We start from the raw sequence: 21,789 nt of genomic DNA, 5'->3' as shown, positions 1-21,789 counted from the left end.
CTTGATCAATATATCCACTATTACAACCATAAACGAATAAAGGCAAAACTAAAAGGCATGAGCCCGGTACAGTACCGAACTCATGCGCTAAAGGCAGTCTAACTATATACTATCTAACTTTTGGGGGTCACTTCAGTGTGGCAGTTCCTCTTTCTTTTGGTTTTGGGTCTAGCTTGCCCGTTGCACAAAAGCAGCACAATATGAGATATATCTGTGATTTCGAATATGGTGATCACCTCAACACTCTGATAAGATACTACTAAACAGTTGAGGCGAAAGGGTGGAAGATATGCCATTTTTATCATTAACGAGTTGGAGCTTACATCGGAATCTGGGGCCTTTGCGGTGGACCCGCTGGGATGATAAAACGCGTTCTCAAATAACGGTTACCCAAGACCAACCTGAACTCATCTCTTTGCTTGAATTGCCGGCAGTTCTTGCAAAGAAAGGTTTTAGATCACTGGAAGTGTGTCATTTTCATTTTCCGGATACAAGTGAATCATATTTACAAAGATTAAAACACACATTCACGGAAGCAGGCCTTCAGTTTTACTCGCTGTTAATTGAATACGGTGATATTTCCAGTTCGGATGATTTGCGCAGACAATCGGACATCGCGTGGATCAAAGGATGGATCGACATTGCTGCAAGAGCTGGAGCTGAAAGAGTGCGCGTGATAGCCGGTGATGCGGAACCTACGGATCAAGAAGCTTTGCTGAGATCGGTTGATGCACTTCGAGAACTAAGCTCTTATGGTGCTGCGCAAGGAGTACGTGTTGTGACAGAAAACTTTCACTCACTAACATCAATCGCGGATAATTGCCTTGCTTTATTGGAAGGATGCGGGGAGCTCCTCGGGCTAACCTCAGATTTTGGCAATTTTAAAGGAACTGAGAAATATGGAGAACTTGTCAAAACGATTCCGCACAGTGAGTCGATCCATGCCAAAGCACAAACGAATGCGGATGGATATCCGGATGAAGCCGAGTTTAATCGCTGTATGGAAGTTGCCAAGCAAGCTGGTTATGAAGGTCCCTTAACTATTGTTTATGACGGACCAGGCGATATGTGGGAAGGCATTGAGCGTGTAAGGAGACTTGTAACACCTTATTTGAATTAAATCGGAGGGATATCAAGAGCATTATTACATTAACAAGCCGCTTATATTGCGGTTTTTTTTATTTGTCTCTAAAGCAATGAGTACCAAACATATTATTGATAATGTAAATGCATTAAGATGGGAGTTACAGAAAACTTTTACAAAGGGGATGGTTTGTTTGATAAGACTTTTAAAGTATGAGGATCTAACGTTATTTAAGAAAGATGTTATCTCTTACCTAGTGAAATATGAAGCAGAAAACAATTTAGTATTAGGTATCTTACAATATTTAACTGAAAATGATGAAGTTCCTCTTTTAATAGCTACTGTAATAAAAGACAACGACATAGGCTTGGTCTTACTACAAACACATCCTAATCAAATTATTTTATCAAAAGCAGTTCCTTTTACATCAAAGGAAATACACGTTATAGGTGAAAAGTTGAATAACACAATCCAAGATATACCTGGTTTTATAGGCGAAAAGAAATTAACTACTGAACTAGCTATGTATATTTCTAACGTTAAAGGGATTCAGGCAAATGTCCAAATGAACCAAAAAATATATAAACTAGAAAAAGTAGAGAAAAAAACAAATACAAATGGAAAAATTCGGAGTGTTATAGAAAATGATCATCACATAATTAAAGAGTGGGTGTATCAGTTTTGTAATGAAACTAACCAGCCTATAAGTTTAGAAGAAGCAGATAAAAAAGCTGCAAGAATGATAAATAAAGGAAGTTTAGTTGCATGGGAAGTGAACGGAGAATTGGTTTCCATGGCTGCTTCTATACGTCCAACCCCAAATAATATTACAATCAGCTACGTTTACACGCCAATGAGCGAAAGAAAAAGGGGATATGCCTCTGATTGTGTTTCAGCTTTCACTCAAATCTTATTAGATCGTGGTTATAAAACAACAAGTTTATACACTGATCTCAGTAATCCTACTTCGAATAAAATTTATACTCAAATGGGATATCATGCGATAATGGATTCAATCGTTATTCTTTTTAAATAATCGACAAATGCAGGGAGGAACCTATGGAGGATTTCGAAAAGGCGAACCGGTTTGTAAAGGAACAATTTGGTGACCGTGCCCAAAATCTTATGCCCCTCGCTGCCGGTGATTGGTCGAAAGCCTATTCCTTAATGCTCGACGGGCAGGCAATGGTTATCCGCTTCGGCACCTATTTGGGCGACTTTGAAAAGGATCGCGTGATGGGCACACTTTCGTCGGACACACTTCCGATTCCGAGAGTTCTTGAAATAGGCGAGACGGAGAGCGGCTTCTACGCCGTATCCGAGCGAGTATCTGGAAAGCATCTAGATGAGCTGAATGGGCCTGAGATACGACATGTCCTTCCGCAATTGCTAGATACTCTCTACGAACTTCAAAAACTTGACCTCACAGACACAGAGGGAGTTGGCCTTTGGCGTCCAGATGGGGCTGGTCCTAGCTGGGGGGCCGAGCTACTCTCAGTAGCTGAGCCGAGGGATCGACTCGTGGGCTGGCGCGAGCGGCTTGACGCCTCGCCTCAGGAGGCACAGGTCTTCGATGCTGGGGTAGAAAGGCTGCGTCAGCTCGTAGCAATGCTTCCAGAGTGCCGAGGAATCGTCCATAACGACCTCTTGAACCGCAATGTGCTGGTGGACGGAGGGAGGCTAACAGGGGTAATCGACTGGGGAAATGCGTTCTATGGTGATCCTCTTTACGATAACGCTTTGTTTCTTTATTGGTGGCCTTGGTTCCCGCAATGGCAAGAGATTGATTTGCAGGAAATTCTAGATAATCACTGGGACAAACATGGAGGACGGCCCACACAATCAGAGGAACGTCTTCTCTGCTGTCTCATCCACATCAGCCTCGACCATATCGCCTATAGCGCTTTCAGGCAACGCATTGAAGATATGAGACGCCACGCCAAGCAATTGATGACCTACATACATACGCTATAATTAATCTTTGAATCAAAAACATGGAGGGAATCTTCCTAATGGTTGAGTTGAACGGATTATTTCGTAAAAGAATGGGTATCCCAGAAAATCAAAAAATTACATTTGAAACATTAGATCACATTCTTAGGAAAACAGCAACATCCCTTCCTTTTGAAAATCTAAGCATCATTTCAAATAAAACAAGTGTTATAACAAAAGAGAGTTTGATAACCAAAATGCTCGTAAAAAATGAAGGTGGTCTATGCTATCAATTGAATCCTCTGCTTTATTTTTTCTTAGTTGAAAATGGGTTTAATGCAGCGTTAGTTCGCGGAGAAGTATACAATTATGCAACGAAGGACTGGTCAAAACTCGGGAGAACTCATGTTACTATTCTTTTGCAGCATAAAGGTCAAACGTACTTGGTTGATACCGGATTTGGTGGAAACCTACCACTAAAACCTGTGCCGCTAAATGGAGATACTACTTCCTCTGTGAATGGAGAATTTCGAGTCAAAGCAATGGAAAGTGATTATGGCGATTATATACTTGAAATGAAACTAAAATATAAAGATACAGATTGGAAAATAGGGTATGCTTTTGATACCAAACGACCATTAGAGAATTTATCTGAATTGAACGAAGTCCAAGGAATCATAGTCCATCACAAAGAATCACGATTCAACAAAACCCCTCTAATTACCCAACTTACAAGCGATGGAAATGTAACGTTAACCGATACCTCTTTCACACAATGGATGAATGGGAAATCGAGTAAGGAACAGATTGACAATGTTAAATTCAAAGAGCTAGCAAAACAACATTTTGGATTTCAAGAACTATGAGGCCGTATTGAAGCGGCTTCTTTTTGCATATTGCTGCTTGCAAAAATTTAAGAGAGAAGACAAACAAGCTGCCAATTGCCCAAATGGACGTTGGCAGCCAACTAGAAAAAGGCCTAATCTTTTGGTATATAAAAGCGATTATTCCCTAACTGTATATCCTGCAGAGTATCAATGCCGTCGACGTCATGGTCGAAGAAAAGCATATGTGCGGTGGTACCATCCTTATACTTGAGCATGATTGTGTTACCCGAGATGGTATATGTTCCAGTATCGCTCTTAGAACTTGACGATTGGGTATCGGATACAATAACATCCAGGCTGGCTATGCTAAGGTCAGTGCTCTCGAATGTGCCGTCGCTTGCAAAGGAAAGGTATTCGGTCGATGATGTGGAAAAAGCATTGATGCCTACAAGGCCGCTATAGCTGATATATTTGTACGTTCCCTGTAACGTCAATCCATTCTTAACCGGTACAACAGGGGTCATGAAAACACCGTCAATGTACAACTCTCCATTCTTTGATGTTTCGATGGTACGGCTACTGTATCCCTCGCTTAAATTGAGCTTACCTTCAGAAATGGTGTAAGTGCTGCATTTATCCCGGGTGCAATCGATTGTTTCTGGGCCGCCTTGCGAAGGTGCTCCGATCAAAATGTGGTGGTCGGGAAGAAATGTATAGATATCGCAGCATGCACCACCGCATTGATATCCTCCAAAGTCGTCTCTAAAGCCGTAGTACATTCCTTGTAGTGCTGATAGATCTACGGGTTTGCCAGCTGACTCAGCGGGCTGAACGGTAGTAGTCGGTGCGGTCGGCTTGGGTTCTTGGGCCCCGGGTGCCGGTTTCTGTGGCGTGCTTGGCGGCGTCTGCTGCTTAGCGGCATAGTCGGCTAGCCGTTTCAGCATCTCTTCCTTTGTGAGGCCAAGACTAGCCAATAAAGTTTCCGTAATCACGGAGATTTCCCGATTAACCGGATCCCAATGAACGAGTGCCCCGGTCGCTTCCCCAATAAAACGCAGAGGCACCATAGTGCTGCCATCTACAATCAGTGCACCTTGACTGAGCTCGACTTTTTTTCCGTTCACCGCGGCATGGGAATCGTTGATTCGAAGCTCAATTATTAGCCCGGACTTGGACCCCGTTACAAGCCGCTGGGCTTCATCCCACTTCACGTCCATACCCATCGCTTCAAATAGGGGTCTGAACTGAACAAGTGTAGTGCCGTCGGTAAGAAGCGGATCCACTTGAAATGAGATTTTCGCGGTATCGACGAACACCTTCAGTGGCGGCTGGTCTGCAGCGCTAGTTTTAGCTGCAGGATACACGGTAAGGAGGAGGATAACAAAGAATAGTGAACATATAAGCATGTGACGTGACAGGCGCAAAACGGATACCTCCTTGAGACTCGATTTTTAAACGAACCTACATTAGGTTAATCGAGTTTCCTGTATTTTCCAAGGTACAATAGTATCGTTTTCTACGCGATTTTCCACGAATCTGCTCGAAGGAACATGGATTGTCACACCCCCGACATGTTCCGGGCTTCAAACGTCCGAAACAGCCGATCTTGCATGCAATCATTCGTGCAGGCCTCTTGCAAGCTTATCAACGAAACCAGCAAGCAGAATATCCAACCCGAACGAAAACTCTTCCTCCCAATTCACAGAAGTCGTATAACTGGCTAGGCGGATAAAGTGGGGATAACGCTCCTTGGGCAATGCTCCAATCTCTTTGTATCTTGTCTCCGATTCTTCCCGTTTTTCCTCTGAAAGCTTCGCTCGATCCCGTAATCTGCATTCCTCATCGACAAAGCCGTAGATGAAGTTCTTGAGCATGGAAGCAAGCCACGGCACTTCGGCATCCTTAAATCCGGCTTCGACAAGCGCTCGAAACAGAAATTCGATATGAGCCAAACGGTTAGGACTTGCCGCAAAGGTCGCGTTCATGATGTGCACAGCATCCGGATATTGCAGCAGACTTAGCCGGAAGCTTATCGACCACAGCCGCAGCTGCATTTTCCAATCCAAAGTGGTATCGGGCAAATCAATCTTGGTGCTGATCTCTTCTGCCAAAAGATGAAGCAGCTGTTCTTTGTCCTTCACATGGTAATACAAAGATGAGGCTTTCACGCCAAGTGAGTCGGCGATTTTGCGCATACTTATGCCATCCAAGCCCTCGGCTTTCAGCAGTTCCAGCATGATCCCGACAATTCGGGCACGATCGAGGGGCGTGTGAAGCGGCTCACTCCGATTCGTGCCTTTATCTGTTGTTAAGGGATGAATTCGTCTTCTTGCCATATCAGGTCACCTTCCATTTTATCTCTTGACAAGTATAGCACAACAGTTTAATCTAACGGTATTATATTATTATTTATCACTGTTAGATTAACCAAAAAGAGGAGCTTATAAACATGCAAACAACCACAATTGATTCCATTGCCCGTACCGCCGGGGATATTTTATCCCAAGTATGGAAAGCAGTGTACGACGAAAAGAAGGATGAACTGTCCGAGATGTTCAAGAAGTTTGGTGATCGCGCCTATGGCGCGTGGATTCAACAATTTATGGCGCCGGTCGCAGAACGGCTCGCGGCTGATGGATTCCTCGTAAGGGGCGGATTCAACTTAAATGACTCCATTGAGAACTGGGGACCACCTGAAGAACGGGAACGATGCATATGGTACGTCGTAAAGACAGCGGAAGGTGAAGAGTTGGGTACGTTGGTGCTGCAGGCCTATCATTCGCACCGCTCGTTCTTCATGCCTAGAGCACCGCGGATATTGGCACTTGAAGTTACGGATCGGGAAGCCATTATCGCTGCACTCTCAGATGCTTCAACCCGAATCCGCTGGGATTTAAGGGAGGAACGAATGCCTCAACCGGAGTTACAATCCTTTCCGATTCAGCGGTTCGAGTACGCGACAGATACTTCAATCGGAGATGGACTAAAGCCTGCAGCAGACGGTCAGCTGTACAGCTGGAATTTGGACAATGCGCTAGGCCATTGGGGTCGGTACGGATGGGAACTTGTGTCCGTCGTTCCAACTGGAGGCAAAGTGATTGCGTACTTCAAACGCCCGCTGATTGACTAAAACAACCGGCAACAACAGCGGGATCTCAGAAAAATTTAAAGCTGACGGAGATAAAGGGTTGTCCCTAAGTAGGTAGCTACTTGAGGACAACTCTTTTATAAATTAGGGATTGACAATGATTGGAATTAAAGCTTAAATGATATTAACGTATTGATAATAACAATTTGAATATAACAGAATGTTGAAATCAAAGAATGGGTGATCTACACGTGAATAAAGAGGAACTAAGGGATAAGCAGGGACTTACTGAAGTGGAGTTTTTACAGAAGTATGATGCCAGTATTTATCAAAGACCGTCTGTTACCGTAGATATGTTAATTTTTACTGTAGTTGATGAGGAAAAAGAAAACTATAGAAAGCTTCCGGAAAAGTCACTGAAACTCCTCATGGTTAAAAGGGGGGTTCATCCTTATATAGGGCAATGGGCTTTACCCGGAGGCTTTGTAACAGAGAACGAGAGTATGGATGAAGCTGCTTTACGAGAGCTAAAAACCGAAACTAATATTGATGATGTTTATATGGAACAGCTTTATACATGGGGTGATGTAAATAGAGACCCTCGTACACGAGTTATCAGCTGTTCGTATATGGCACTTGTTGACTGCAGGTCACTCGAAGTAAAGGCTGGGGATGATGCGGATGATGCCAGGTGGTTCAACGTTAGGTACAGTGTGCTTGAAGAGAAGAAAACCATGCTGGAGAAGGACTTAATATTTGAAAAAGTCGTAAAAATTACTCTTTCAAACGATGAGGACATCCTAGAGGCTATTATTAAAGTTATCGAAAAATATTCTGGAAAAACAGCAAGGGTAGAAAGAGAGGTTATCGTTTCGAATGGCATTGCATTTGATCATGCGGAAATGATCCAATATGCAGTTGAAAGGCTTAGGAATAAGGTTGAGTACACCGATATAGCTTTCAATCTGATGCCGGAACTTTTTACATTGTCAGAGCTCCAGCAGGTCTATGAGGTTACTTTGGGAAAAGAGCTGCTTTCTGCAGCATTCAGAAGAAAGATAGCTGACATGGTCATGGAAACCAATCAATTTACTAAGGATGCAGGACATAGGCCTGCAAAGCTGTTCAGATTCAATCCGAATTGGCGATATTTATAAAGCGAGTAAACATTAAATGATAGTTGGAGGTAAGAAATGAATTCAAACAAAAAAACGGCAAGAATTGTTGGAGTATTATTTCTAGCTGCAACGGCTGCGTATATACTAGGAAATGGTCTTATAGAATCTATTCTAAAAGATCCGGATTATCTTATTCATGTTTATCCAAATAAAACCAAAGTGATCATAGGAATGCTCTTTGAGTTAATGAATTCCGCTGCAGCTGTTGGTATTGCAATCACACTGTTTCCAATCTTAAAAAAGCATAATGAAACTATAGCACTTGGTTACGTTGCTTTCAGGGTAATTGAGGCTATAATCCTTATTGTTGGTGCAATCAGCCCTTTATTACTAATATCATTAAGCCAGGAGTATATAGATGCAGGAGCTCCGGATACTGCCTATTTTCAAACAATAGGTACGTTAGCAATAAAAGGGAAGTTCTTGACCTTTCAGTTAGCGATGATCATTCTTGGTCTATACAGCTTGTTGTTTTGTTACTTATTATATCAATCCAAACTCATTCCGCGTTTAATATCTGTCTTTGGGATAATTGGATACGCATCATTGTTAACAAGCGCCTTATTAGAGGTTTTCGGTTATAGTGCAGGAATGATTTTATTTCTTCCAGGAGCCTTATTTGAAATAATATTTCCGATTTGGCTGATCGTTAAAGGATTTAACTCATATACAATAAAACCCAATTAGTAAAGAAAACCAAAACACAAATAGGTGTTAAGGAGTAATCTTCATGAAGGCGATTGTATACGCAAAATATGGAACTACTGACGTTCTTAAACTTAAAGAGGTAGAAAAACCTACTCCAAAGGACAATGAAGTATTGATAAAAGTGCATGCTGCATCCGTGAATTCATGGGACTGGGATCTCCTAAGAGGTGTACCGTTCATGGTCCGTCTCGGGGGAGCACTAAAACCAAAATACAACATACTCGGAGCTGACATAGCGGGGCGGGTTGTAACTGTTGGTAAAGACATAAAGCAGTTGCTTCCAGGTGATGAAGTATTCGGGGACATTTCCGGGTGTAGTTGGGGCGGATTTGCGGAGTATGTATGTGCTCGTGAAAATGCCCTAACACTGAAACCAGCCAGTATGACTTTCGAGGAAGCAGCGGCCATACCTCAAGCTGCAGTCCTCGCCTTACAGGGACTTCGCGATAAGGGACATATTCAGAAAGGACAAAAGGTTTTAATTAATGGCGCAGGTGGAGGCGTGGGTACCTTTGCAGTGCAGATTGCCAAATCATTCGGGGCTGAAGTGATAGGCGTAGACAGCACGATGAAATTAGATATGCTGAAATCAATTGGTGCAGACCAGGTTATTGATTACACGCAAGTTGATTTCACCAAAAATGGGCAGCGTTATGACCTGATTCTTGATGTTGCGGGATATCGATCGATTTTCGATTACAAACGTGCATTAAGTCCCAAGGGCACTTATGTTATGGTAGGAGGTTCCATGTCTCGAATCTTCCAAGTCATGTTCCTAGGACCATGGATTTCAATGATCGGGAGTAAGAAAATGGGTATCCTTATTCACAAACCGAACAAAAATGATCAAAGCTTTATGAAGGAGCTTTTGGAGGCTGGCAAAGTTGTACCTGTGATAGATAGACGTTACCCGTTAAGTGAGGTTGCTGAAGCTCTCCAGTATCTTGGTGAAGGACACGCCAAAGGGAAAATCGTTATCAGTGTGGAACAATTATGATTAGAATAATTCAATTGGGTCATGCCGATTCGCTAAAATTCGGGAAATAAGGGGCGAAGTATTTATACATTTCTTCAACAGAAACAGAATCTGCGGTAAAGTTCTATTCAAGTTGCGGTTTCACGATCTGGACTTCAAATAACGAAAAAACTATCACTGAATAATGATAGAGAACAAGGCCGCCGGTGTATCGGCGGCCTTTTCTCACCTAACCGAATGTTTTATCTGCCAGTAATAAACTCAGCGGCTGCTGCAGGAAAATACAACTAATTACTACTAGAAAACGTCTAATATTATAATGGGTATTATTGGTAAAAGAAGGTGGTTACATGAAGATTAAATTATTATTTGTTGTCTGTTTCGCACTGTTCAGCTCCGGCTGTGATAATCAGAATATCACAGATCTGAATACTCAAGAGACGCCTGAGCATACAGAAGTAAAAGATGGTTTTATCATTATTGAGAACCATAACGATGGAATGGCACGCCGCAATCTTGAGTACGTCTCCAATGATAGAGGAAAAATCGCGGTTGATCCAGCTTATTACAGTCAGAACAAATTTAATCGAGGTGAAGTGATTTATTACAAAACACCCAATATCAATAAGGACAAATATCCAAACTTAAATCCACCTGAATATAACATTGCTAGGGTTATAGCTCTTCAAGGTGAAGTTGTTCAAATAAAGAAAGGCCAAGTTTTTATTAATGAAAAAAAGTTGGAAACGTTTTATGGAAAGGCATTAAGTTGGGGTATGGATGAAACCGAGTATTTCAAAACAGTCAATCAGCCAGGTTCAGCTCTTTGTGATGAATCATGCAAGAAAACTATGAAAGATTACTTTCATATGGATATGAAAATGCTTAAGGTACCCGAAGGTACTATTTTTGTCATGGGTGATACATGGTGGAGAAGTATTGATAGTCAAATTTATGGTCCGCTCTCTATGGATAGCGTCAAAGGTAAAGTACAAGGATATGTTGAAGAAAAATGAAGCGAGCTCGGGGACTTAGCAACAGGTACCCTATTTAATAGGGCCAGAACCTAGCGATGTGACATTGATCATGTGAAATGATAAGATTTTTAATTAATCTATTCAGCCCTCTACAAAGCGAAAAGGAGGTTGGTCGGTTTGCCTCAGCTCGATATGCCATCGTTTATGCTGATTCTGCTGGCTTTGCTTGGTGTCATTAGCCGCAACAATTCGATCACGATTGCTGCCGTCGTGCTTTTGCTTATTCGAGTCGTCAATTTGCATCAAGTGTTCCCCTGGATTGAGAAGAATGGGCTTTCGCTTGGCATCATCATCCTGACAATTGGTATTTTATCGCCTCTGGCCAGCGGCTCGATTAGCATCAAGGAGCTGTACCAGTCCTTCTTGCATTGGAAATCGATCGCGGCCATCGTCGTTGGCGTGTTGGTAGCGTATCTAGGCGGACGCGGCGCGCTTTTGATGTCGGGCAACCCTACAATCGTGACAAGTCTTGTCATTGGGACAATACTAGGCGTGGCTTTTCTAAAAGGTGTGCCTGTTGGTCCGTTGATAGCTGCCGGAATATTATCACTGCTGATTGGGAAATGACCACTAAGCCTTATGTGCAATTAACAAGAAATTTTGGATTCGAGAAAAAGGTCAAGAAATACTTTTAATCAAGGGGCGGCCGCGAGGCTGCCCCTTTAGCTGTGTTAACAGGTTATATTATGGGAAGATTTAATAAATGATGTCCCACAGAACTGTCGGTTCTATCGTGTCTGGGAAGCCTGTCTCACATCGAATCAACACATGAATACTCTTTTACCCAATTGGAGAAAATAACCTTTGAAATGAGGGGCAGCGTGATGAAATTTTGGGTAAAAGTCCAGAAATTAAGGATATGGAGCTTTCGTCCATACAAGAAAGAAAAAGTTATTTTCAAACACTTCTAAACAATACGGAAGATCTGGTTATCCATACATTGATTTGGAATCAAAGACAAGTCAATCTGATTTATTTAGCAACCTTAACAGATCAAGATACGATTCTAGACAAGCTCATCTTTCCATTGAAGCGAATTAAAGAAGGCGAGTTTCTTGACGTTATTCCTCTGGGTCAGCTGCAAATTACATGCTTGATCGAACAAGCAGTGGAAGCTCTATTGAATGGCGGCTGTGTCATCGATTGTGAAGGTGAGACCGATTTTTACATCTTTCATGCATCCTCTTCAATTGGACGAAGCATCACAGAGCCGATCGATGAGAAAGTGTTCGGAGATTCGCATGAAGGGTTAAATGAAAGGTTAAATACGAACCTTCATCTGATTCGAAGAAAAGTGGTCCACAAAGACTTGATGATTCGTTATTTGACGGTGGGCATGGAGGCGAATACCCGACTGGCGATGGTTTACATCGAGTCATTGGCGAATCCTGAAATTGTGACTGATTTAGAAAAGCGAATAACATCGATCCGAATTGATTATATAGCTTCATTAGGTTTTGTAGAGCAGCTCATTGAGGATGCCCCTTTCTCCCCATTTCCACAAATATTAAGCACCGAAAGAGTGGACAGAGTAGCAGCCAATTTAATGGAAGGAAGAATTGCCGTATTAGCGGAAGGTTCAGCCAAAGCGATCATTTTACCCATCAATTTCTTTGCTTTTTATCAATCACCTGATGATTACAATGCCCGTTGGATTAACGGAAGTTTCTTCCGTTTGTTACGGGTTTCCAGTTTCTTCATTGCCATTACCCTACCAGCTGGATACATTTCAGTTGTCTCTTTTCATTTTGAGACCATCCCAAACGAATTGGTGCTTCTCATGCAAAGTGCCGTACTGGAAATTCCGTTTCCTCCAATTATTGAAGCTCTATTGATGGAAATAACCATTGAAATGTTAAGAGAAGCAGGATTGCGCTTACATACTGCCGTAGGGCAAACAATCGGTATTGTTGGAGGGCTTGTTATTGGAGATGCCATCGTGAAGGCGGGGCTGGTGTCCAATATCATGATTATTGTGGTAGCATCGACGGCGCTTGCCTCATTTGTAGTGCCCTCCCATGAGTTCAGAGAGACGGTGCGTTTTCTGCGCTTTCCGATGATGCTTTTGGCTGCTACTTTCGGCTTTTTGGGAATTACGTTCGGATTTACATGTATTTTGATCCACTTGTGTAAATTAGAGGGGTTTGGAACGCCCTATTTTTACCCCTTATCTCCATTCAAATGGAGGGATTTGAAAGACTCTCTCGTCCGGTTGCCCATATGGAAAATGAACCGGCGTCCTGCGGACAGTCTTCCCCAAAAAAAGCTGCGGGAATTATTTTCTAGGGGATGGGTGAAGCATGAGCGTAGAAAAAGATAGGATCTCCAAAAAGCAGTTGGCTTTTTTCACGATACAAACAGCGATAGGAGAGGGAGCGTTAACCGTTCCTTTTAGTGTTCACTCTGAAGCATCTATAGACGGATGGATCTCCATGCTGCTGGCAGGATTTGCGACCCACCTGGTCATTATCATGATATGGACGATCTGTAGGAAATATCCAATGATGACGATGATTGAATTTCTCCCGAAGGTAGCAGGGAAATTTGCAGGTCATCTAACTAGTGTTCTTTATATTATTTATTTTATTGGAATAGCAAGTGTGATCCTTATGAATTACTGCCGAATAATTAATGCTTGGATTTTCCCAACGACACCGAAATGGGTCATTATGACATTGATGATGGTTACCAGTTATTATCTAGCCAAAGAAAAATTGAAAATAATTGCCCGATTTGAAACGCTGGTTTCTATACTTTTAATCATTATTATCATATTGATCATTTTCCCTTTTAGCAAAGGAAACCCTTTGTATATCTTTCCCATAGGTCAATCCGGGCTTGGTAATATGATGAAAGGTATGAGAGAAGCGGTTATTACGCTGGCAGGTTTTGAACTTTTGCTCATGGTTTACCCTCAAGTCAAAGGGAAAGACGGAGAAATATTAAAAACGATGTTGATATCATACACGTTTGTCACCTTATTTTACGTATTAATAATCCTGTCATGCTTTATGTTTTTCAGTCCGATGGAGCTCAAAATCATTCCAGAGCCTGTTCTATACATGCTTAAGGCATTTTCTTTCAGGATTGTAGAAAGATCGGACTTACTGTTTTTATCGCTTTGGGTTGTGATCGTCATGACGTCTATTGTCAATTATGTTTTTCTAGCTTCAACAGGGATAACCCAAATATTGAAAATAGATAACAGTTCGAAGGTGACTTTGCTGGTCGTTGTGGTTTGCTTACTGCTTGCTCTGCTACCGCATAATTTTCTGTTTATCAGCAAGCTCAATAAATGGTTTTCTTATTACGCGTTGTTCATGATCTATGTGATACCCATACCGTTATTACTATTGAGCATCCTAAGAGGAAGGAGGAAAGCAGCGGAATGAAAAGAATCCGGCATGTATTACTCGGCATACTTTCCATGAGTCTCTTAACCGGTTGTTGGGATCAAATGTTATTTAAAAACGTTCGTTTAATTCTAGGGGTAGGTATTGACAAAGCAGAAGGTGAAAATGTACTAGTCACCTTTGTCTTACCGGATGTCTCGGATAAGAAGAGAAATGCACCCGAAATCATATCGGTTACTGGTGAAACTGCTCGAGAAGCAAGAGGTAACTTAGGAAAAAAACTAAATTTGGTTCCGGACGGGGCCAAGAACCGATTTCTTATGATTGGAGAACAGCTAGCGAAGAATGATATCTATACGGTTCTGGATGTTTTTTATCGCGATCCAAGAAGTGCTTTAAACGCCAAGATTGGAGTTGTCGAAGATCGCGCCGAATCACTTTTGCATACAGGATATATGAGAAAGCCAAATTTCATCTTGAACCTGGATAAGCAAATTCTCAGCGCAGAAACATTTACGATCCTTCCAGAAGAAAATATTCAATCGATTTGTACCGTTTTATTTGACCCTGGACAAGATGTGATTTTGCCTTATCTGGCAGCGGGGGATGGAAACCCTCTTATTAAGGGAGTAGCTTTGTTTAACAGTAAATCCTTAACAGGGACTCTAGACACTAGAGAGTCAAAACTCTGTTTATTATTAGCTGATCGAATGGGTAAAAAGGCAATCCTGACATTACCTATTCCTAATCAACCGAAGAAAATAGGCAGCAAAATGACATTTCGTGTATTTCATACAAAACGGAAATTAGATGTTGATGTAAATAAAGGCAAGGTCGTGGTCACCATTGACTTGCTGCTAAAGGCAGAAGCGGAGGAATTCTCTCCGGATCATTTAGATGAAACCGGACAAGTTTCCAAATTGAACGAGTTTTTCTCAAAAGAGCTAACACAGGAAGCTCAGAAGGTCGTTCAGAAGCTGCAGAAGGCTAATTGCGACGTTTTTGGAATTGGCAGAAGGATCATTGCTTTCCATCCAGAAGATTGGAAGACAATGGATTGGGACAGCACCTATCCGCTTATTACAATTCAACCCAACGTAAAGGTAGAAATATCGAGACCTGGAATTGTTTATTAGGGGTTCCATACAGGACGCATTGGTTGACACTGTAATTTACGACTTGACTATAGGAGTTTCTTATACTATAGTAAACCAATCGGAATTAACTTAACTGACTCGTCAGTTAATAGAAAGGAGCTCATGAAACTGGCATCATTATTGAATGAAGAACAGCAGCGAGAACAGGTTCTGATGAACTCAGCCTTAGATTTATTTGCGCGCAAAGGGTATCACAATACGAAGATTTCGGATGTGGTCAAAGCAGCGGGCGTGTCGCAGGGAACGTTTTACTGGTATTTTGAAGGCAAAGAACAGCTCGCGGTTCGCCTGATCGAGAACGGCAAAGAGCAGCTAACACAAGTGATTGAACAAGGCTATCGCGAGCATGCGGGCACCGTAGACGATATGGTTAGCTCATCTGCAAGATTATTAACAGAATTGTTCGAGTTCGCCGATCATAACCGGAATTTGATGGCATTTTTGCTTATCAAAGGCCAGGGCGCAGACCCGTTGGTCCGGGAAGCTGTTTCGCAAACGTGGATCGCATTCGAAGAAGCTTTCAAGAACAATGTAAACCGTGCCATCGAGCTGGAGATGCTTCCGCATTTCGCAGACGTATCTCTTCGTGTAAACATACTGGTTTCTTTAATTACAGGCGTACTTACCAAATGGTTGTTCGGACCTATGCATGATGTTGATTACACATCCGCATACACGCCATCGCAAATAGCCGAGGAAACGGCACGTTTCGAATTCCGGGGATTGTTAGGTTAGCAAGTAAATTATTATATAGGGGTGTATTAAAAATGACATTCAAGGTTAATCAAGTATTCAAAGCGGCATCGTTACTTACTATCGTGGGTTTAGCGTTAGTCGGGTGCGGAAAAACAACACAACAGCCGGCGGCAAGTCCCACAACCGATTCTAAAAACACACCAGCCGTGTCTCCAGCTTCAGCAAACCTGCTTGAGCAAATCAAGAAAAATGGCAAAATCAAAGTGGGCTTGATGGGTACCTATGCTCCCTACAACTTTTTGAATGACAAGAAAGAAGTAGACGGCTATGATGCCGACATCGCTAAAGAAGTCGCGAAGAAGCTTGGTGTACAGGCCGAGTTCATTACCGGTGAATTTTCTGGCTTAATTGAAGGTTTGCAAAAAGAGAAATATGATGTTTTGATAAGCCAGGTGACCATTACCGAAGACCGTAAGAAAACAATGGATTTCTCGAATCCTTATATTAAGAACTCGGTGAATGTCGTTGTAAAGGGTGATAACAACACAATCAAAGCGGTTGAGGATTTCAAAGGTAAGAAGATCGGAATCGGTCTTGGTACGAACGATGAGAAATACTTACGTGATGTGGCAATGCCGAAGGTTGGAAATTTTGAAATCGCTACGTACAACGATGTCATTTCATCCTTGATGGATCTGAACGTTGGAAGAATTGACGCGACCATCAACAATATCTTTGCCCTTAAGCCGCTCATGGATAAAAACAAGTTAAATATTAAAGCGGTCGGAGCGCCGATCAAGGAAGATTTCGCAGGTGTAGCTACCCGCAAAAACAATCCAGAGCTGGTGGAAGCCATCAACAAAGCCTTGAGCGATATGAAAACGGACGGAACGCTGAAGCAAATTCACCAAAAATGGTTTGGTGTCGATCCGAATTTTTAAGTAATTGGAATATATCGGGGTCCCCGCAAAGTAATCGGATTAAGCTTCGAAGCAACACGTCACTTTGTGGGGTGAATTTAGGAGGCCGCAAGAATGGAACTCGTTTTAGATAACTTAGGCTTTCTTTTCAAAGGCGCATACTATACGCTGCTTATCACAATCGTCTCGATGTTCTTTGGATTTTTTATTGCTCTGTTGATAGCCATCGCCCGGTTAAAAGGAAATCGGTTGATCAGCAATTTGGCCAGAGGGTATGTGTCCATCATCCGCGGAACCCCGATCATTGTGCAAATCTTCATTATTTATTATGGATTACCTGACTACGGTATTACACTTGGGCCGCTTACAGCGGCCTATATTTCACTTAGTATCAATATCGGCGCCTATTTATCTGAGACATTTCGCGGCGCGATCTTGTCTGTGCCTAAGGGGCAGACGGAAGCGGCTTTATCCCTGAATATGTCCCCTTGGCAAACGATGCGCAAGATTATTCTTCCGCAGGCAGCCCGCGTGGCGATTCCCCCTATGGGAAATACATTCATAGGCATGCTGAAAGAGACATCGCTCGTTTCCATTGTGACAGTAACTGAACTGCTGCGCTCAGCCCAACTGCTTATTGCGCAATATTATATTGCCATGCCTTTCTACATTTCCATTGCTCTCATGTACTGGCTCATGAGCATGTTCTTTTCCAACATTCTTAACCGCATCGAGAAAAAATTATCAAAGGCTTATTAAGGGGGGAGTGGGCTTGATAGAAGTAAACCATCTTAGTAAACGATTCGATGCTTTAACTGTACTGCAGGATATTAACCTCCGTATTAATTCACAGGAAATTGTGGTCCTCTTAGGTCCTAGCGGTTCAGGGAAAAGCACACTGCTTCGATGCCTGAACGGTCTTGAAGAGCCTAACGCGGGATCGATTCGTGTGGACAACATCCTGTGGGAAGACTCGATGAATGCTCTGACGAAGAAAAAAACCATCCGGGAACTTCGTAACTTAACCGGTATGGTATTTCAATCTTTTAATCTATTTCCGCACTTGACCGTCCTGGAAAATGTGATCACGGCTCCAGTGACCGTGAAAAACATGCCTAAGGAGCAGGCGATTGAGTTGGCCGAATCATTGCTCGATAAAGTGGGCTTGGCTGAGAAGAAGCATGAATATCCATCCCGGCTCTCCGGCGGTCAGCAGCAGCGGGTTGCGATTGCCCGTGCTCTGGCGATGCAGCCTCAAATTATGCTGTTCGATGAGCCGACCTCGGCACTTGATCCGGAATTGACCGGCGAAGTTTTGTCGGTTATGAGGCAGCTGGCTAACGAGGGCATGACGATGATCGTGGTCACGCATGAAATGAAATTTGCGCAAGAGGTGGCAAATCGAGTTATCTTTATGAGCGAAGGTGTCATTCAGGAGGAAGGAGCTCCGGAGCAATTTTTTGTCCAGCCGCAAACCGAGCGGGCGCGTAAGTTTTTGCGACAGATGGCTCAGGAGCCTGTTTAACATACGGAGATAGGAAAGCCTAATCCGAAGGAGTTGAGATTGTGGCCCATATTGATCAGGAACATATAAAAACCATTTCAGAACGAGCCAGATTGATCATGGAGAACGAACAGATCGACGTTCTAGTTTCCTCTAGCTGCGAAAACTTTTACTATCTTTCCGGTCACCAAAGCGCATTCATGTATACCCTGCGTATGAGTGAAGTTGCACTCGCCGTCCTGTTTCGTGATCCTAGCCGTAAGACGATCTTGATCATGAATGATTTTGAAGCGGCCGGTGTCGCGAATGATCTTCCAGGGTACGAGGTCCGAACGTATCCCACCTGGGTGGATGTTGATGACCCGTTGGGTTTGATCGAATACAAATTCCAAGGAAAGCGGCCGGTCTCCCCCCAAGCGGAGGAAATGTTCGGGGTGCTGGGTCAGGTGCTCGCTGAGTATGGAGTTTCCCACGGGAAAATCGCTGTCGAGCTAAGCTCGATGCGCTACCCGTCCGTCATAGCGTTACGGCAAGCCTGCCCCGGAGTATCCGAGTTGGTAGAAGCTAGCCCTATCTTTACGAAGCTGCGTGCGATAAAAACCCATTGGGAGATCGACCAGCTGCGCAAAGCTTGCACTTATGCGGAGGCTGGCATCTCTGCCGCGATACGTGAAATTGAGGTAGGCATCTCCGCCGCGGAGATCGTTGAAGCCTTCCGCAAGGCCTTGATGAGACATCCGGATGGTTCAAGCGCACGGTTTCATATGGTTTCCGTAGGAGCTAATTTTGCTCCTTCGCATGTATTTGACACACGTCCAAGTGAACAGGGTGATCTGATTAAATTTGACGTAGGTGTCGATGTAGCCGGATATGGCTCCGACATCGCCCGTACCTTCGTGCTGGGGCCCCCTTCGGATTTGGCGAAGCGTATTTACGCCGCACTAAGGGTGGGACACGACCGTCTTCTGCAAATCATTGAACCAGGGATGCCAATGAAGATGGCCTTTGAGGAGGGCATGAAGCAGATTCGCTCCTCGGGGCTTACGAATTACAACCGCGGCCATCTCGGCCACAGCGCGGGTCTGAGCCTCGCCGCTGAAGAAGCGCCTTTCATTAGTCCGTCCGAGGCCGCAGTGTTTCGTCCGGGCATGGTGATTTGCTTGGAGACGCCATACTATGGCCACGGTCTAGGTTCGATCATGATCGAGGATATGGTCCTTGTCACAGATAATGGCTGTGAGCGTCTTAACCAGCTAACTACGGATCTTATCTCGCTTTAAAATACAAGATGAGTGATGTTCAAATTTGTAATGTTTTCGAATTTTCAAAAATTATGTTTACCTTACAATGTTTATTTGGTAATATAATCGCAATAATCAAATGCGATGAAGAGTAGAGTAAATAAATGAATTCTTTCACAGAGAGCTCCTGTTTGCTGAAAAGGAGTAAAGAGTACTTTATTGAAAAAAGCCTCAGAGCAGCACATCGGATCCTCCTGGAAAGGGTGATGGTGTGTCAGGAGCTCCTGTTACAGAGCTAAAGTATTCGCATTACATGGTAATGCCGTACTTGAAGAGGCTGATATGGCGACATATTAGCGAATTTGGGGTGGTACCACGAGTATATACAATCTCGTCCCTAAGACTGACTATAGTCTTGGGGGTGGGATTTTTTTTATTGGTGCATAAGGAGATCAGCTTACGTGCAACATGCGGTACACCAAATCAGACTGTTTGAATATATATTTAGGGGTTCCCCTTAATCAAACCATTTTGAAAGGATTTGAATATCTTATGTCAGAAAAACTGAAGGTTGGTATTGTCGGAGGAACAGGAATGGTTGGTCAGCGGTTTGTTCAGTTGCTGGATCAGCATCCTTGGTTTAAAGTAACGGCCATTGCCGCTAGTAGCAGTTCGGCAGGTAAAACATATGAAGAATCTGTGCAAGGCAGATGGAAGTTGTCTGGCCCAATTCCAGAAGATGTGAAAAATATCGTCATTCTGGATGCATCAAAAGTGGAGGAGGTTGCCTCTCAGGTTGATTTTATTTTTTGTGCAGTGGATATGAAAAAGAATGAAGTTCAAGCGCTGGAAGAGGCATACGCAAAAACGGGCACACCCGTTATTTCCAATAATTCGGCTCACCGCTGGACGCCTGACATCCCGATGGTCATACCGGAAGTTAATCCAGGGCATATTGAAGTGATTGCAGCACAGAGAAAACGGCTTAGAACTTCCTCCGGCTTTATTGCCGTTAAGCCCAACTGTTCAATCCAGAGCTATGTGCCGGCCCTTCATGCATTGTTAGATTACAAACCGACAAAAGTGGTTGCATCGACGTATCAGGCGATTTCCGGAGCAGGTAAAAACTTTACCGATTGGCCCGATATGTTGGATAATGTCATTCCTTATATTGGCGGCGAGGAAGAAAAAAGCGAGCAGGAGCCACTTCGCATATGGGGCAGCATTGTAAATGATGAAATTATTAAAGCAAGTGCACCGTTAATTACAACGCAGTGTATTCGCGTTCCAGTAACGGATGGGCATTTGGCTACCGTATTTGTATCGTTCGAGAAAAAACCTTCGAAGGAAGAGATTCTTCATCGCTGGTTGCAATTCAAAGGACGACCGCAGGAGCTTGGTCTGCCAAGCGCGCCAAAACAGTTCATTACTTATTTTGAAGAAGAGAACAGGCCACAGACTAAACTTGATCGTGAAATTGAGCGCGGTATGGGTGTTTCGGCGGGGAGATTGCGCGAGGATTCCATATACGATTTTAAATTTGTTGGATTATCACATAATACATTACGCGGAGCAGCGGGCGGAGCTGTTCTGATCGCCGAACTGCTTAAAGCGGAAGGGTACATTCAGGCAAAATAGAAGTATTCATAATAATTGGAATTGATTGATTTATTAGCCAGATCTTGAATTATTATTCATCCTTTAAGGCAGACTAAGCATTGTTCGCTCAAAAAAATGTGGAGGTGTTCGTAATGCGTCAGGTAAACAAAACAATGATCGTTGCATCAACCGCGGCAGCAGTCATGGGATCGGTTATTTATGGCGTTTATAGAGCAAGAAACAGCAGCATTCTTGAGCGGATAAAAAACAGATTGACCTAAGGAAAGGAGGCGGGGAACCGCCTCCTTCTACCATGTACGGATTAAAGCGAAGTGTCACCGGAGTGATCCGGTGGCGCTTTTTTTTGTTTATTACCTCTGACTTTCGATCAAAGTCACGTAAGAAAGGCTAAGAAAAAACGTCAGGGAAGATCATCCTGACGATCCTTTTTCGTTTAAACCCATACGTTTTGAGCATGTGGAGGGATGG

23 protein-coding genes and 1 other annotated feature are annotated in these 21,789 nt (G+C 43.2%); of the genes, 21 read left to right on the top strand and 2 right to left on the bottom strand.

Translation table 11 applies throughout. From position 1 onward, the window contains the following. The 5 genes from AC58U0_RS23285 to AC58U0_RS23265 all read left to right on the top strand — a co-directional run. Positions 1 to 102 (top strand): IS3 family transposase (locus tag AC58U0_RS23285; protein WP_497381336.1); only part of this gene is annotated, 102 nt, incomplete at its 5' end. 187 nt (positions 103 to 289) lie between these two features. After that, positions 290 to 1,120 carry a sugar phosphate isomerase/epimerase family protein gene (locus tag AC58U0_RS23280; protein ID WP_497381329.1) on the top strand — a complete coding sequence of 277 codons (831 nt, stop codon included), beginning with the start codon at positions 290 to 292 and terminating at the stop codon, positions 1,118 to 1,120. 157 nt (positions 1,121 to 1,277) lie between these two features. Further along, the gene (locus AC58U0_RS23275) at positions 1,278 to 2,120 is read left to right on the top strand and encodes a GNAT family N-acetyltransferase (protein ID WP_497381328.1); all 843 of its coding nucleotides are present in this window, start codon (positions 1,278 to 1,280) and stop codon (positions 2,118 to 2,120) included. A gap of 23 nt (positions 2,121 to 2,143) precedes the next feature. Beyond that, a complete protein-coding gene (locus AC58U0_RS23270; protein ID WP_497381327.1) occupies positions 2,144 to 3,058 on the top strand; it encodes a phosphotransferase family protein in 915 nt (304 codons plus the stop codon). Positions 3,059 to 3,096: 38 nt separating this feature from the next. Continuing rightward, entirely contained in the window at positions 3,097 to 3,882 is a 786-nt protein-coding gene (locus tag AC58U0_RS23265; protein WP_497381326.1) for an arylamine N-acetyltransferase family protein, read from the top strand. Positions 3,883 to 3,995: 113 nt separating this feature from the next. Here the strand turns inward: AC58U0_RS23265 and AC58U0_RS23260 are convergent, their stop codons facing one another. Both AC58U0_RS23260 and AC58U0_RS23255 read right to left on the bottom strand, forming a co-directional pair. After that, positions 3,996 to 5,267: a copper amine oxidase N-terminal domain-containing protein gene (locus AC58U0_RS23260; RefSeq protein ID WP_497381325.1), complete on the bottom strand. Its 1,272-nt coding sequence runs from the start codon at positions 5,265 to 5,267 to the stop codon at positions 3,996 to 3,998. Between the two features lie 192 nt (positions 5,268 to 5,459). Further along, the gene (locus tag AC58U0_RS23255) at positions 5,460 to 6,179 is read right to left on the bottom strand and encodes a TetR/AcrR family transcriptional regulator C-terminal domain-containing protein (RefSeq protein ID WP_497381324.1); all 720 of its coding nucleotides are present in this window, start codon (positions 6,177 to 6,179) and stop codon (positions 5,460 to 5,462) included. Positions 6,180 to 6,292: 113 nt separating this feature from the next. Here AC58U0_RS23255 and AC58U0_RS23250 point away from each other — a divergent pair, with 113 nt between their 5' ends. The 16 genes from AC58U0_RS23250 (at position 6,293) to AC58U0_RS23175 (ending at position 21,581) form a co-directional block, all read left to right on the top strand. Beyond that, on the top strand, positions 6,293 to 6,973 hold the full coding sequence (locus AC58U0_RS23250; protein WP_497381323.1) for a DUF6022 family protein: 681 nt from the start codon (positions 6,293 to 6,295) through the stop codon (positions 6,971 to 6,973). Positions 6,974 to 7,182: 209 nt separating this feature from the next. Beyond that, positions 7,183 to 8,088, top strand: coding sequence for an NUDIX hydrolase (locus AC58U0_RS23245; protein WP_497381322.1), 906 nt, complete (start codon positions 7,183 to 7,185; stop codon positions 8,086 to 8,088). A 36-nt stretch (positions 8,089 to 8,124) separates the two neighbouring features. After that, positions 8,125 to 8,796 carry a DUF4386 domain-containing protein gene (locus AC58U0_RS23240; protein ID WP_497381321.1) on the top strand — a complete coding sequence of 224 codons (672 nt, stop codon included), beginning with the start codon at positions 8,125 to 8,127 and terminating at the stop codon, positions 8,794 to 8,796. Between the two features lie 43 nt (positions 8,797 to 8,839). Then, on the top strand, positions 8,840 to 9,814 hold the full coding sequence (locus tag AC58U0_RS23235) for an NAD(P)-dependent alcohol dehydrogenase (protein ID WP_497381320.1): 975 nt from the start codon (positions 8,840 to 8,842) through the stop codon (positions 9,812 to 9,814). Positions 9,815 to 10,143: 329 nt separating this feature from the next. Then, the gene (lepB, locus tag AC58U0_RS23230) at positions 10,144 to 10,809 is read left to right on the top strand and encodes a signal peptidase I (RefSeq protein ID WP_497381319.1); all 666 of its coding nucleotides are present in this window, start codon (positions 10,144 to 10,146) and stop codon (positions 10,807 to 10,809) included. Positions 10,810 to 10,962: 153 nt separating this feature from the next. Next, on the top strand, positions 10,963 to 11,397 hold the full coding sequence (locus AC58U0_RS23225; protein WP_200957364.1) for a DUF441 domain-containing protein: 435 nt from the start codon (positions 10,963 to 10,965) through the stop codon (positions 11,395 to 11,397). 265 nt (positions 11,398 to 11,662) lie between these two features. Then, the gene (locus AC58U0_RS23220; RefSeq protein ID WP_497381318.1) at positions 11,663 to 13,150 is read left to right on the top strand and encodes a spore germination protein; all 1,488 of its coding nucleotides are present in this window, start codon (positions 11,663 to 11,665) and stop codon (positions 13,148 to 13,150) included. Further along, positions 13,131 to 14,222, top strand: coding sequence for a GerAB/ArcD/ProY family transporter (locus AC58U0_RS23215; RefSeq protein ID WP_497381317.1), 1,092 nt, complete (start codon positions 13,131 to 13,133; stop codon positions 14,220 to 14,222). The genes AC58U0_RS23220 and AC58U0_RS23215 overlap by 20 nt, the downstream gene beginning before the upstream one ends. Beyond that, positions 14,219 to 15,319, top strand: a complete 1,101-nt coding sequence (locus tag AC58U0_RS23210) for a Ger(x)C family spore germination protein (RefSeq protein WP_497381316.1) — start codon at positions 14,219 to 14,221, stop codon at positions 15,317 to 15,319. Before AC58U0_RS23215 ends, AC58U0_RS23210 begins: the two co-directional genes overlap by 4 nt. 174 nt (positions 15,320 to 15,493) lie before the next feature. Then, a complete protein-coding gene (locus tag AC58U0_RS23205; protein ID WP_497381335.1) occupies positions 15,494 to 16,075 on the top strand; it encodes a TetR/AcrR family transcriptional regulator in 582 nt (193 codons plus the stop codon). Positions 16,076 to 16,107: 32 nt separating this feature from the next. Beyond that, a complete protein-coding gene (locus tag AC58U0_RS23200) occupies positions 16,108 to 16,977 on the top strand; it encodes a transporter substrate-binding domain-containing protein (protein WP_497381315.1) in 870 nt (289 codons plus the stop codon). Between the two features lie 93 nt (positions 16,978 to 17,070). Further along, positions 17,071 to 17,715 carry an amino acid ABC transporter permease gene (locus AC58U0_RS23195; protein ID WP_497381314.1) on the top strand — a complete coding sequence of 215 codons (645 nt, stop codon included), beginning with the start codon at positions 17,071 to 17,073 and terminating at the stop codon, positions 17,713 to 17,715. Between the two features lie 13 nt (positions 17,716 to 17,728). After that, entirely contained in the window at positions 17,729 to 18,481 is a 753-nt protein-coding gene (locus AC58U0_RS23190; protein WP_497381313.1) for an amino acid ABC transporter ATP-binding protein, read from the top strand. 41 nt (positions 18,482 to 18,522) lie between these two features. Next, positions 18,523 to 19,740: a M24 family metallopeptidase gene (locus AC58U0_RS23185; protein WP_497381312.1), complete on the top strand. Its 1,218-nt coding sequence runs from the start codon at positions 18,523 to 18,525 to the stop codon at positions 19,738 to 19,740. A 96-nt stretch (positions 19,741 to 19,836) separates the two neighbouring features. After that, positions 19,837 to 20,103, top strand: a binding site (T-box leader). 150 nt (positions 20,104 to 20,253) lie between these two features. Further along, the gene (gene asd, locus AC58U0_RS23180) at positions 20,254 to 21,339 is read left to right on the top strand and encodes an aspartate-semialdehyde dehydrogenase (protein WP_497381311.1); all 1,086 of its coding nucleotides are present in this window, start codon (positions 20,254 to 20,256) and stop codon (positions 21,337 to 21,339) included. Positions 21,340 to 21,452: 113 nt separating this feature from the next. Beyond that, the gene (locus AC58U0_RS23175; protein ID WP_268795871.1) at positions 21,453 to 21,581 is read left to right on the top strand and encodes a hypothetical protein; all 129 of its coding nucleotides are present in this window, start codon (positions 21,453 to 21,455) and stop codon (positions 21,579 to 21,581) included. The last annotated feature ends 208 nt before the right edge of the window (positions 21,582 to 21,789 follow it).

This window comes from Paenibacillus sp. J31P190 (assembly GCF_059692075.1).
The sequence above is the reverse complement of the archived record's forward strand: the minus strand, read 5'-3'. Positions and strand labels throughout refer to the sequence as shown.